The following is a 12335-nucleotide window of genomic DNA, read 5'->3' on the forward strand; positions in this document are numbered from 1 at the left end:
GGCAAGGTCACGCCTCATGAGTGAAGATTCGCCCTTTGTCGCGGCCGCACCGGTGCTGGTGCCGATGCCGGCCGAACGCCCCTACACCTATGCCGTGCCGGCCGGCATGCGTGTGGTGCCGGGTTCGATCGTGCGCGTGCCGCTTGGACCCCGTCAGGTCGCCGGCATCGTCTGGGATGGCGCGGTCGAGAAGGTCGATGCGAAAAAGCTGCGTCCGATCGAACAGGTCTTCGACTGCCCGCCGATCGACCGTGCCATGCGCCGCTTCGTCGACTGGGTGGCGCAATACACGCTGTCGGCGCCGGGCATGGTGGCGCGCATGCTGCTCAGGGCGCCGGAGGCTTTCGATCCCGAACCCTGGATCGAGGGGCTGCAGCGAACCACGGCCGTTCCCGACCGGATGACGGATGCGCGGGCGCGTGTGCTGGAGACGGCGGAAGGCGGCCTTGCCTGGACGCGTTCCGGCCTCGCCCATGCCGCCGGCGTGTCGTCGACGGTTATCGAGGGGCTCAAGGCGCAAGGCGTGTTCGAGACGGTGATGATCCCGCCGCGCCCGGTCGTGGCCGCGCCTGATCCGAACTATACCGCGCCGGAATTGATGCCGGACCAGAATGATGCCGCGTCGATGCTGCGCGCCAATGTCGCGGCCGGCATCTTCAATGTCGCGCTGCTCGACGGCGTCACCGGTTCGGGCAAGACGGAGGTTTATTTCGAGGCGGTGGCGGCGGCCCTCGACCAGGGCAAGCAGGTGCTGATCCTGCTGCCGGAAATCGCGCTGACCCATGCGTTTCTGGAGCGCTTCCAGCGCCGCTTCGGCGCCAAGCCGGCCGAATGGCATTCGGACCTGCCGCCCAGGATGCGCGAAAAAGTCTGGCGGCAGGTGGCGGAAGGCAGCGTGCGCGTCGTTGCCGGCGCCCGCTCGGCGCTGTTCCTGCCGTTCAAGGAGCTTGGCCTGATCGTCGTCGACGAGGAGCACGACCCCGCCTACAAGCAGGAAGACCGCGTCTTCTACAATGCGCGCGACATGGCGGTGGTGCGCGGTCATATTGGCGGCTTTCCCGTGGTGCTGGCGTCGGCGACGCCATCGGTCGAAAGCCGGGTCAACGCCAGCCAGGGCAAATACAACAGGGCGGTGCTCTCCGCTCGCTTCGCCGAGGCGGCATTGCCCGATCTCAAATCGATCGACATGCGCCGCGCGCCGCCGGCGCGTGGCGGATTCCTGTCGCCGGTGCTGATCGAGCATATGCGCCGGACGCTGGAAAAGGAGGAGCAGTCTCTGCTGTTCCTCAACCGGCGCGGCTATGCGCCGCTGACGCTGTGCCGCGTCTGCGGCCACCGCTTCGGCTGCCCGGTCTGCTCGGCCTGGCTGGTCGAGCATCGCTTTCGCGGCCAGCTGGTCTGCCACCATTGCGGGCACAATGAGCGCCGCCCCGAGGCTTGTCCCGAATGCGGCACGCTCGACCATCTCGTCGCCTGCGGGCCGGGCGTCGAGCGCATCGCCGAGGAGGTCGTCACGCATTTCCCCGACGCGCGCACCATCGTCCTGTCGTCGGACCTGATGGGCGGCGTGCGGCGGCTGCGGCTGGAACTGGAGGCGATCGCCGACGGCGAGGCCGATATCGTCATCGGCACGCAGCTGGTCGCCAAGGGCCACAACTTCCCCAACATGACGCTGGTCGGCGTCGTCGATGCCGATCTCGGTCTGGCCAATGGCGATCCGCGTGCCGCCGAGCGCACCTTCCAGCTGCTCAGCCAGGTGACCGGCCGTGCCGGCCGCACTGGCAAGAAGAGCCTCGGTCTGCTGCAGACCTTCCAGCCTGACCATCCGGTGATGCGGGCGATCGTCTCCGGCGATTCGGAAGCCTTTTACGAGCGCGAGATCGCCGAGCGCGAGCGCGCGGCCTTGCCGCCCTTCGGACGGCTCGCCGGCGTCATCGTCAGCGCGGTGACGCGGGCGGAGGCCGAAGGCCATGCACGCGGTCTGCGCCGGGCGGCGCCCGAGGCATCGGACTTGTTCGTGCTCGGCCCAGCCGAGGCGCCGCTGTCCCTGCTCGGTGGCCGCCATCGCTTCCGCCTGCTGATCCAGGGCGAACGCCGCGCCGACATGCAGGGCTTCATCCGAACCATGCTCGCCAACGGGCCGAAACAGCGCGGTTCAGTGCGCGTGCAGGTCGACATCGATCCGCAGAGCTTTTTGTAAGGACGTTCAGCCTTCGCGTGGATTGCTGGTCGTGTCCTTCAGTTCGAGGCGTTGCCGAAACTCTTCAGGACAAAGTCGATAAGCATCATCAATCGAAATCACCATGGCCACTGGTCGCCCCCGCTCGGTGATCGTCGTCGGACTGCCTCTGCTGGCCTCAGCGACCACGGCGCACAGTTCACTGCGTGCCCTGCTGCTGGATTTTGTTTTCATTGAGTGTCCCTCAATATCTCTTTGGAATGTATCATAAGTCGCTGCAAGGGAAGGAAACTGTTTTGAAAACCCTTGGCCTGCTCGGCGGCATGAGTTGGGAATCAACCGCCATCTACTACCGCCTGCTCAACGAGATTGTGCGCGAGCGCCTTGGCGGGCTGCATTCGGCGAAACTGCTGCTCTGGTCGTTCGACTTTGCCGAGATCGCCGAGCGGCAGCATCACGGCGACTGGGAAGGCGCCGGCGTGCTTCTCGTCGAAGCGGCGCGCAAGCTGGAGGCGGGCGGCGCCGAAGGGCTGCTTTTGTGCACCAACACCATGCACAAGCTCGCCGGCCAGGTGCAGGCCTCCATATCCATCCCGCTGATCCACATCGCCGATGCCACCGCGGTTGCGATCAAGCGCGCCGGCATGCAGCGGCCAGCATTATTGGCAACACGGTTCACCATGGAGCAGGATTTCTACAAGCGCCGGCTCACCGACGAATATGGATTGCAGCCGGTGGTGCCGGACGTGGCCGGTCGCGACATGGTCCACCGCGTCATCTATGACGAGCTCTGCCAGGGCATCGTCACCGACGTTTCGAAGGCGGCCTATATCGCCGAGGTCGAGCGTCTGCGCCGGGAAAAGGCCGCCGACAGCCTTATCATGGGCTGCACCGAGATCACCATGCTGATTGGCCAGCGCGATTTCGACATTCCGGTCTTCGACACGACGCGTATCCATGCCGAGGCGGCAGTGCAATTCGCGCTCGGTTGATGCGCTTGGCTTAAAATGCCTGGAGTCATCTGGCGCGGCACTTTTCCTCCGCTAGAATGCCCGGAAATTTCAAAACAGGCATTTCGAGGGGACGATTATGGATTATGCGTTTCCATGGCCGGCGAGCCAGGGCGAGTGGCTGGCCTGGTCGAGCGCCGTCGTCACCGTGCTGCTCGGCCTGCTGTTTTTCCTGGCGCCCGGCGTTGCCTTCCGCATCCTGCGCCTGCAGGCCAGGCCGGAGAAGGCGGCGGCGATCGCCGAAGGGCGGGGCAGGATGTCGGGCTTCTATCTCGGCGTCGGCCTGTGCTGCATCCTCCTGGCTCAGCCGTTGGTCTACATGGCGCTCGGCTTCTCCTGGCTGTTCACCGCCTTCGGCCGTCTGCTGTCGATGATGTCGGATGGCGCCAACACACCTTTCAATTGGGCCTCCATTGTGGTGGAATTGGCCTTGGCGGTATTGCCGCTCGCCTTTGCCTTCGGCTTTGTGCCCTGAATCCAGGGGGAAGGCGGCGTCGAAGGCGCCGATCTTTCGCCGGATGCGACAATAGTGCCTGAAAACCATGCGGAACGACGCATTGCGGTCTTAAAATGCCTGTGCTAGACGGCAATCGACTTTCGGCCGGGGATAGCGGAAGCCGCGCCTCCGTGCTTGAAAAAATGCAGTAAGGTCAAAGATTTAGCCAGAGTTTTTGCTCGCGCCAACAATCTGCGGCCTGTCAGACAAGAGAAAAGACGGTCCGTGGCCCAATCGTCATCGCCAATCTCAGGTGTCGCAGAGCGCTATGCCGGTTCGCTATTCGAACTCGCATCGCAGGCAAATTCCGTCGCCAAGGTCGAAGCCGACCTCAACAGTTTCGAGGCGATGCTCGCCGGCAGCGCCGACCTCACCCGGCTGATCAACAGCCCGGTGTTTTCCAGCGAGGATCAGGCCAAGGCCATCGCGGCGATCGCCGACACGGCTGGCATCACCGGCCTCACCGGTAATTTCCTGCGCGTCGTGGCCAAGAACCGCCGCCTGTTCGCGATGCCCGGCATGATCAAGGCGTTCCGCCAGATCGCCGCCGAACATCGCGGCGAAACCGCCGCCGAAGTGACGTCGGCACACGCGTTGACCGCTGACCAGGAAGCCGAACTCAAGGCGACGCTGAAGAGCGTTGCCGGCAAGGACGTCGCCATCTCCGTCACCGTCGATCCGTCGCTGCTCGGCGGGCTGGTGGTCAAGATGGGCTCGCGCCAGATAGACACGTCGCTCAAAACCAAACTCAATTCGCTCAAGCTTGCACTGAAAGAGGTCGGCTGATGGACATCCGCGCCGCGGAAATTTCCGCAATTCTGAAAGACCAGATCAAGAATTTCGGCAAGGAGGCCGAGGTCTCCGAAGTTGGACAGGTGCTGTCCGTCGGTGACGGTATCGCCCGCGTCTACGGCCTCGACAATGTCCAGGCCGGCGAGATGGTCGAATTCCCCGGCGGCATCCGCGGCATGGCGCTCAACCTCGAAGCCGACAATGTCGGCGTCGTCATCTTCGGCGCAGACCGCGACATCAAGGAAGGCGACACCGTCAAGCGGACCGGCGCCATCGTCGACGCGCCCGTCGGCCCCGGCCTGCTCGGCCGCGTCGTTGACGCGCTTGGCAACCCGATCGACGGCAAGGGCCCGATCAAGGCGACCGAGCGCAAGCGCGTCGACGTCAAGGCGCCCGGCATCATTCCGCGAAAGTCGGTGAACGAGCCGATGTCGACCGGCCTCAAGGCCATCGACGCGCTGATCCCGGTCGGCCGCGGCCAGCGCGAGCTGGTCATCGGCGACCGCCAGACCGGCAAGACCGCGATCATCCTCGACACGATGCTCAACCAGAAGTCGGTGCACGACAACGGTCCCGAGAAGGAAAAGCTCTACTGCGTGTACGTCGCCGTCGGCCAGAAGCGCTCGACCGTCGCGCAGTTCGTCAAGGTGCTGGAAGAGCGCGGCGCGCTCGAATATTCGATCATCGTCGCCGCCACCGCTTCCGATCCGGCGCCGATGCAGTTCCTGGCGCCGTTCACGGCCTGCACCATGGGCGAATATTTCCGCGACAACGGCATGCATGCGCTGATCAGCTATGACGATCTGTCGAAGCAGGCCGTGGCCTATCGCCAGATGTCGCTGTTGCTGCGCCGTCCGCCGGGCCGCGAAGCCTATCCGGGAGACGTCTTCTACCTGCACTCGCGCCTGCTCGAGCGTGCCGCCAAGCTCAATGACGATCTCGGCGGCGGCTCGCTGACCGCCCTGCCGGTCATCGAAACGCAGGCCAACGACGTGTCGGCCTACATCCCGACCAACGTGATCTCGATCACCGACGGCCAGATCTTCCTCGAAACCAACCTGTTCTTCCAGGGCATCCGTCCGGCCGTCAATGTCGGCCTGTCGGTGTCGCGCGTCGGCTCCTCGGCGCAGATCAAGGCGATGAAGCAGGTTGCCGGCTCGATCAAGGGTGAGCTCGCGCAGTACCGTGAAATGGCGGCCTTCGCGCAGTTCGGCTCGGATCTCGACGCCGCCACGCAGCGCCTGCTCAACCGCGGATCGCGCCTGACCGAACTCCTGAAGCAGCCGCAGTTCTCGCCGCTGAAGACGGAAGAGCAGGTCGCGGTGATCTTCGCCGGCGTCAACGGCTATCTCGACAAGCTTCCGGTCAACCAGGTCGGCAAGTTCGAGCATGGCCTGCTCAGCCACATGCGCTCGGCCGGCAAGGACGTTCTCGACGCCATCCGCAACGAGAAGGCGCTGTCGGACGATCTGCGCGCGAAGCTGAAGGCCGAAATCGACGCTTTCGCCAAGACCTTCGCCTGAGCGAAGCGCCAGTCCGGATGAGACAAGACGGGATCAGGTTTGAAGCATGCCTTCATTAAAAGACCTTCGTAACCGTATCGCCTCGGTCAAGGCGACGCAGAAGATCACCAAGGCGATGCAGATGGTCGCCGCGGCGAAGCTGCGCCGTGCGCAAGAGGCCGCGGAAGCGGCGCGCCCCTATTCGGAGCGCATGGGTTCCGTGCTGGCCAACATCACCCAGGCGGTCGGCGGCGGTGGCGATGCCCCGGCGCTGATGACCGGCACCGGCAAGGATGACGTGCATCTGCTCATCGTCTGCACGGCCGAGCGCGGCCTTTGCGGCGGCTTCAATTCGCAGATCGCCCGTCATGCCCGCGATCACATCCGCCGGCTGCTGGCCGACGGCAAGCAGGTCAAGATCATCTGCGTCGGCAAGAAGGGTTTCGACATACTGCGCCGCGACTATGCGTCGATGATCCTCGAACGTATCGATCTGCGCGAGGTCAAGACGCTCGGCTTCGTCAATGCCGACGCGATCGCCCGCAAGGTCATCCACCTCTTCAACGAGGGCAGCTTCGACGTCTGCACCCTGTTCTATTCGCAGTTCAAGTCGGTGATCAGCCAGGTTCCGACGGCGCAGCAGATCATTCCGGCCGCCACCGCTTCTTCGGCCCAGGCCGAATCGGCGGATGGCGCCAGCGCCGTCTATGAATATGAGCCGGAGCCGGGTGAAATCCTGTCCGACCTCATCCCGCGCAACATCGCGGTGCAGATCTTCCGCGCGTTGCTCGAAAACGCGGCCGGCGAAATGGGCGCCAAGATGAGCGCCATGGACAATGCGACGCGCAACGCCGGCGAGATGATCAACAAGTTGTCGATCACCTACAACCGTCAGCGGCAGGCGCAGATCACCAAGGAACTGATCGAAATCATTTCGGGCGCCGAGGCGCTCTAGGCGCGGTTCGCGGGTCATCGGCCCGCGACTGGACCGCGTGAAAAACAAAGGACAAAAAAGGGTAAAGACGATGGCGAAAGCAGCGACCCCCAAGATGGCGGCTCCCGCGAAGGCGGCAAAGGCTCCGGCAGCAGCCGCAAAGGCGGCTCCGGCCAAGGCATCCCCGGCAGCGCCGGCCAAGGCAGCCGCGGCCAGGACGTCGGCAGTGGCGACCAAGGCAACCGGTGTTGTCGGCAAGGTCCGCCAGGTCATCGGCGCCGTCGTCGACGTGCAGTTTGGCGAGCATCTGCCGCCGATCCTGAACGCGCTGGAGACGACCAATGTCGGCAACCGGCTCGTGCTCGAAGTTGCCCAGCATCTGGGCGAGAACACCGTGCGCTGCATCGCCATGGACTCCACCGAAGGCCTGGTGCGCGGCCAGGAAGTGCGCGACACCGGCGGCCCGATCGCGGTGCCGGTCGGCCCGGGCATGCTCGGCCGCATCATCAACGTCATCGGCGAGCCGGTCGACGAAGCCGGCCCGGTCGACGCGGTCGAACTGCGTTCGATCCATCAGCCGGCCCCGGCCTATATCGACCAGTCGACGGAAGCGCAGATCCTGATCACCGGCATCAAGGTGCTCGACCTCCTGGCTCCCTACGCCAAGGGCGGCAAGATCGGCCTGTTCGGCGGCGCCGGCGTCGGCAAGACCGTGCTGATCCAGGAACTGATCAACAACATCGCCAAGGCCCATGGCGGCTATTCGGTGTTCGCCGGCGTCGGCGAGCGCACCCGCGAAGGCAACGACCTCTATCATGAGTTCATCGAATCCGGCGTCAACAAGAAGGGCGGCGGCGAAGGCTCCAAGGCGGCCCTCGTCTATGGGCAGATGAACGAGCCGCCGGGCGCGCGCGCCCGCGTCGGCCTGACCGGCCTGACGGTTGCCGAATATTTCCGCGACCAGGGCCAGGACGTGCTGTTCTTCGTCGACAACATCTTCCGCTTCACGCAGGCGGGTTCGGAAGTCTCGGCTCTGCTCGGCCGTATTCCGTCGGCCGTGGGCTATCAGCCGACGCTCGCCACCGACATGGGCGCGCTGCAGGAACGCATCACCACCACCACCAAGGGCTCGATCACATCAGTGCAGGCAATCTACGTGCCGGCCGACGACTTGACCGACCCCGCGCCGGCGACCTCGTTCGCCCACCTTGACGCGACGACGACGCTCAACCGCGCCATCGCCGAAAAAGGCATCTACCCGGCGGTCGATCCGCTCGACTCGACCTCGCGCATGCTCGACCCGCTGGTCGTCGGCGACGAGCATTATGGCGTTGCCCGCCAGGTGCAGTCGATCCTCCAGCGCTACAAGTCGCTGCAGGACATCATCGCCATCCTGGGCATGGACGAGCTTTCCGAAGAGGACAAGCAGACGGTGGCGCGCGCCCGCAAGATCGAGCGCTTCCTGTCGCAGCCCTTCTTCGTCGCCGAAGTGTTCACCGGCGCGCCGGGCAAGCTGGTCGACCTCGCCGACACCATCAAGGGCTTCAAGGGCCTCTGCAACGGCGACTACGACCATCTGCCGGAAGCCGCCTTCTACATGGTCGGTGGCATCGAGGAAGCGGTCGAGAAGGCACAGCGCCTCGCGGCTGAAGCGGCGTAATCAAGGCAATAGGGAGTAGTCAGTAGTCGGTAGTGAATAGCAGCTGGGTTGTCGGGGGCAGTTGGCCTCTCTCCCTACTTCCTACTCACTATTCCCTACTCACTAAATTGACATGGCTGAAGCTTTCAAGTTCGAACTGGTCTCACCGGAGCGCCTGCTGGTTTCCGCCGAGGTCGAATCCGTCGTCATCCCAGGTGCCGAGGGCGAGATGACCGTCATGGCGCATCACGCGCCGGTCATGACCACGATCCAGCCGGGTGTCGTCACGGTGAAGGCCGCGTCCGGCGGCGAAGAGCGCTATGTCGTGTTCGGCGGCTTCGCCGACATCGTCCCGGCCGGCTGCACGCTGCTGGCGGAATCGGCTGTCGCGGTGAAGGATGTCGACCGGGCCGATCTCGCACGCCGCATCCAGGAGGCCAAGGAAGACGCCGCCGACGCCAAGGACGACCAGGCGCGCAGCAAGGCGGAACAGTTCCTCGGCCAGCTCACCACGCTGGAAGGCGCCATTCTTCCGGCGTGAGACCGGCACCAAATGATTGGCTGAAAAGCGGGGCCTTGCCTCGCTTTTTTGTTTTGGAGGGGGTATCCGTTCGTCAAAACGGCGACCCGCTCCAATTCTCCATTCCAACGCAATTCCCAACCGAAAACCGGTTCACACTTTTCCCGGAATTGCTGGAGGTATGCCAAGCGCCGAAAGAGCGAGAGTTACTCCGCCTTGGCGGATATGGACGCGATGGGCGGCGACCAATTCGATGAGCGTGTGGCGCTCGGGACTGCCCTTGGCGAAGCCTGCCAAATCGAATACCGCCGCCACTCTTTCAAGCGTCCGCCGCTCGCCGAGCGCGGCTAGTGCCGCGTCAAGCGGATCGGTGAAGTGATTGTCCGGTAAGGTCTTGCCGCGCGCCTCGCAAGCCGCGATCCAGGCGGCGATCACCAGTGCGAGATGGTCTGGCGCGGCGCCGGCCTGAAGGCGCTCGATCGCGGAGGCGACGATACGCTGCGGCAGCTTCTGGGTGCCGTCATTGGCGATCTGCGCCGTGCGGTGAGCGAGCGCGGTGTTGGAGAAGCGCTCGGCAAGTTCCGCCGTATAGGCGGATGTGTCGAGCCCGGCATCCGTCGGCAATGTCGGGATGGCCTCGGCCCACAGCGCATCGACAAAGCTTCTTATCGCCGGATCGGCAAAGGCGCGGTCGACGGTGGCGTGACCACTGAGCAGACCGAGATAGGCGATGGCCGAATGCGCGCCATTGAGCAGCCTCAGCTTCATGTCCTCGAAGGGCCTGACATCATCGACCATGGTGACGCCGAATTTTTCCCAGGCAGGGCGGCCCGCCGGAAACCTGTCTTCGACCACCCATTGGCGGAAGGGCTCGGTCATCACCGGCCAGGCATCCTCGACACCGAGTTCGCCTGATATCCTCGCCCGGTCGGCATCGGTGGTCGCCGGCACGATGCGGTCGACCATGCTCGACGGAAACGCGACCTCGTCGGCGATATGGCTGAAGAGGCCGGCATCGCCCGTTGAGCCGAGCGCGGCATCGCGCAGCGTTGCGAATTCGGTCAGCAGCCGGTGCAAGGTGGCGCCGTTGGCCGGCAGGTTGTCGCAACAGAGCACCGTGAAAGGCGGTATGCCGGCAGCTAGCCTGCAAGCAAGCGCTTCGCTGAGGAAGCCATGCGCCGTCCTGGGCTCCCGGGGATTTGCGAGATCGTGGACGATGTCGGGATGCGTGGTGTCCAGTCCGCCGCCCGCCGCCCTGAGATAGGCCTTCTCGGTGATGGTCAGGGTGACGATGCGAGTGTGTGGATCGGCCAGCGCCGCCAGCACAGCGTCCGGATATTCCGGCGCGACCAGTATCGAACCGATGGAACCGATGACGCGAAGCTGCTCCTCGCCGCTGCCGCGGATCGCCAGCGTATAGAGCCCGTCCTGCGGTCCCAGCGCGTCGCGCGTGTCCGAACTGCGCAAGGAAACGCCTGTTATGCCCCAGTCCGTCTCGCCCGCCGCCAGGCAGTCGTCGACATAGGCGGCCTGGTGGGCGCGATGGAAAGCGCCGACGCCGAGATGCACGATGCCCGTGACGACACGTGCGCGGTCGTAGGAGGGTGTAGCGACCGCTGTCGGTAACGCCTGAACGGTTTTGCCCGAGAGACGGTTGTTCGTCGTGGCGCGGCTGGTCTGGTCGGACGGCATGAAATCGCCTCGGGATCATCGGCAAAAAAAGGCGTAACATCCGATCTCCTGCCACACAATGGGACAAGTCATCATACAACAATCTAATTTTTTGTACGTTGACATTATTTCCTTCCAATCCTACCGATAGCGGCTTCGGGAGGATGACCGTGGCACTGACCAATGCGGATTTGCTGTTTCCCGCCGAGGCCCATCCGCGTTCGATCGCCCGGGGGCTTTATGCCGGGATCAAGGACCTGCCGATCGTCAGCCCGCACGGGCACACCGATCCGCGGTGGTATGCGCTCAACGAGCCATTCCCGGATCCGGCGCAATTGCTCATCGTGCCCGACCATTACATCTTCCGCATGCTGTTCAGCCAGGGCGTACGGCTGGAGGCTCTCGGCGTGCCGACCCTCGATGGGGCGCCCGTCGAGACCGACGGCAGGGCGATCTGGCGGCTGTTCGCCGAACATTATTATCTCTTCCGTGGCACGCCGACCCGGCTTTGGTTCGACCATGTGCTTGCGGATCTGTTCGGCATCGAAGAGCCACTGAGCGCGGCAACCGCCGATCGCCATTACGACACGATCGCGACGGTGCTGCAGTGGGAGAACTACCGTCCTCGCGCCCTGTTCGAGCGCTTCAACATCGAGGTCATCGCGACGACAGAAGGCGCGCTCGACGATCTCAAATGGCACCAGATGATCCGCGACAGCGGCTGGGAGGGCCGCGTCGTCACCGCCTATCGGCCGGACGCGGTTGTCGATCCCGATTTCGAGGGGTTCTCGGCCAATCTCGACCGGCTCGGCGAAATCACCGGCCGCGACACCGGCACCTGGGCCGGCTATCTCGACGCGCATCGCCAGCGCCGCGCCTTCTTCAAGGAGTTTGGCGCAACCTCGTCCGATCACGGCCATCCGACCGCGGAGACCGCCAATCTTTCCGATGCGGCGGCGCAAGAGCTGTTCAACCGCATCCGCGGCGGCTCGGAGGACGAACGCGAGCGAAAACTGTTCCGCGCCCAGATGCTGACCGAGATGGCCAAGATGAGCCGGGACGACGGGCTGGTGCTGCAGATCCACCCCGGCTCCTGGCGCAACCATTCGCCCGGCATCTTCCAGAAGTTCGGCCGCGACAAGGGCTTCGATATCCCGACGCGCACCGACTATGTGACGGCGCTGAAGCCGCTGCTCGATTGCGTCGGGCTGGAGCGCGACCTGACCGTCATCGTCTTCACGCTGGACGAAAGCAGCTACGCGCGCGAACTGGCGCCGCTTGCCGGCGTCTATCCGGCGCTGAAGCTCGGGCCGGCCTGGTGGTTCCATGACAGTCCGGAAGGCATGCGCCGCTTCCGCGAGATGACGACGGAAACAGCGGGCTTCTACAACACAGTCGGTTTCAACGACGACACCCGTGCCTTTCCGTCGATCCCGGCCCGTCATGACGTGGCCCGGCGGGTCGACTGTGCGTTCCTCGCGCGCCTCGTCGCCGAGCACCGGCTGCGCGAGGACGAGGCGCATGAACTGGCCAGGGAGCTTGCCTACACGCTTGCCAAGAAGGCGTACCGGCTGTGAGCCGGGGGTTTTGAT

11 protein-coding genes are annotated in these 12335 nt (G+C 64.5%); 9 read left to right on the forward strand and 2 right to left on the reverse strand.

Annotated elements, in window-relative coordinates:
• Nucleotides 1-16: 16 nt before the first annotated feature.
• Complete coding sequence (locus FJ930_RS26315; RefSeq protein WP_141840712.1) at nt 17-2200, forward strand: primosomal protein N'; 2184 nt, start codon at nt 17-19, stop codon at nt 2198-2200.
• A gap of 6 nt (nt 2201-2206) precedes the next feature.
• Here the strand turns inward: FJ930_RS26315 and FJ930_RS26320 are convergent, their stop codons facing one another.
• Nucleotides 2207-2413, reverse strand: coding sequence for a type II toxin-antitoxin system prevent-host-death family antitoxin (locus FJ930_RS26320; RefSeq protein WP_141840713.1), 207 nt, complete (start codon nt 2411-2413; stop codon nt 2207-2209).
• A gap of 62 nt (nt 2414-2475) precedes the next feature.
• Here FJ930_RS26320 and FJ930_RS26325 point away from each other — a divergent pair, with 62 nt between their 5' ends.
• From FJ930_RS26325 to FJ930_RS26355, 7 genes are all read left to right on the forward strand, one after another.
• Nucleotides 2476-3171 (forward strand): aspartate/glutamate racemase family protein, encoded by a 696-nt coding sequence (locus FJ930_RS26325; RefSeq protein WP_141840714.1) that lies wholly within the window; start codon nt 2476-2478, stop codon nt 3169-3171.
• 97 nt (nt 3172-3268) lie between these two features.
• Nucleotides 3269-3664, forward strand: a complete 396-nt coding sequence (locus FJ930_RS26330; protein WP_141840715.1) for a DUF4345 family protein — start codon at nt 3269-3271, stop codon at nt 3662-3664.
• Nucleotides 3665-3910: 246 nt separating this feature from the next.
• Nucleotides 3911-4471, forward strand: a complete 561-nt coding sequence (locus FJ930_RS26335) for a F0F1 ATP synthase subunit delta (protein ID WP_141840716.1) — start codon at nt 3911-3913, stop codon at nt 4469-4471.
• Entirely contained in the window at nt 4471-6000 is a 1530-nt protein-coding gene (gene atpA / locus FJ930_RS26340; RefSeq protein WP_141840717.1) for a F0F1 ATP synthase subunit alpha, read from the forward strand. The genes FJ930_RS26335 and atpA overlap by 1 nt, the downstream gene beginning before the upstream one ends.
• 46 nt (nt 6001-6046) lie before the next feature.
• Nucleotides 6047-6934, forward strand: a complete 888-nt coding sequence (locus FJ930_RS26345) for a F0F1 ATP synthase subunit gamma (RefSeq protein ID WP_140745062.1) — start codon at nt 6047-6049, stop codon at nt 6932-6934.
• Nucleotides 6935-7004: 70 nt separating this feature from the next.
• On the forward strand, nt 7005-8573 hold the full coding sequence (gene atpD, locus FJ930_RS26350) for a F0F1 ATP synthase subunit beta (protein WP_181176454.1): 1569 nt from the start codon (nt 7005-7007) through the stop codon (nt 8571-8573).
• A 112-nt stretch (nt 8574-8685) separates the two neighbouring features.
• Nucleotides 8686-9093, forward strand: a complete 408-nt coding sequence (locus tag FJ930_RS26355) for a F0F1 ATP synthase subunit epsilon (protein WP_140697926.1) — start codon at nt 8686-8688, stop codon at nt 9091-9093.
• 132 nt (nt 9094-9225) lie between these two features.
• Here FJ930_RS26355 and FJ930_RS26360 read toward each other — a convergent pair whose 3' ends face one another.
• Complete coding sequence (locus tag FJ930_RS26360) at nt 9226-10764, reverse strand: mannitol dehydrogenase family protein (protein ID WP_141840718.1); 1539 nt, start codon at nt 10762-10764, stop codon at nt 9226-9228.
• Between the two features lie 143 nt (nt 10765-10907).
• Here FJ930_RS26360 and uxaC point away from each other — a divergent pair, with 143 nt between their 5' ends.
• Nucleotides 10908-12320 carry a glucuronate isomerase gene (gene uxaC, locus FJ930_RS26365; protein ID WP_181763469.1) on the forward strand — a complete coding sequence of 471 codons (1413 nt, stop codon included), beginning with the start codon at nt 10908-10910 and terminating at the stop codon, nt 12318-12320.
• The last annotated feature ends 15 nt before the right edge of the window (nt 12321-12335 follow it).

The organism is Mesorhizobium sp. B2-4-15 (assembly GCF_006658505.1).
GTDB lineage: Bacteria > Pseudomonadota > Alphaproteobacteria > Rhizobiales > Rhizobiaceae > Mesorhizobium.

What these genes read in the sequence shown, in the direction of transcription:
- FJ930_RS26315 (WP_141840712.1), top strand. Translation starts at nt 17, where the DNA reads ATGAGTGAAGATTCGCCCTTTGTCGCGGCCGCACCGGTGCTGGTGCCG.
- FJ930_RS26320 (WP_141840713.1), bottom strand. Translation starts at nt 2,413, where the DNA reads ATGAAAACAAAATCCAGCAGCAGGGCACGCAGTGAACTGTGCGCCGTG.
- FJ930_RS26330 (WP_141840715.1), top strand. Translation starts at nt 3,269, where the DNA reads ATGGATTATGCGTTTCCATGGCCGGCGAGCCAGGGCGAGTGGCTGGCC.
- atpA (WP_141840717.1), top strand. Translation starts at nt 4,471, where the DNA reads ATGGACATCCGCGCCGCGGAAATTTCCGCAATTCTGAAAGACCAGATC.
- FJ930_RS26345 (WP_140745062.1), top strand. Translation starts at nt 6,047, where the DNA reads ATGCCTTCATTAAAAGACCTTCGTAACCGTATCGCCTCGGTCAAGGCG.
- atpD (WP_181176454.1), top strand. Translation starts at nt 7,005, where the DNA reads ATGGCGAAAGCAGCGACCCCCAAGATGGCGGCTCCCGCGAAGGCGGCA.
- FJ930_RS26355 (WP_140697926.1), top strand. Translation starts at nt 8,686, where the DNA reads ATGGCTGAAGCTTTCAAGTTCGAACTGGTCTCACCGGAGCGCCTGCTG.
- FJ930_RS26360 (WP_141840718.1), bottom strand. Translation starts at nt 10,764, where the DNA reads ATGCCGTCCGACCAGACCAGCCGCGCCACGACGAACAACCGTCTCTCG.
- uxaC (WP_181763469.1), top strand. Translation starts at nt 10,908, where the DNA reads ATGACCGTGGCACTGACCAATGCGGATTTGCTGTTTCCCGCCGAGGCC.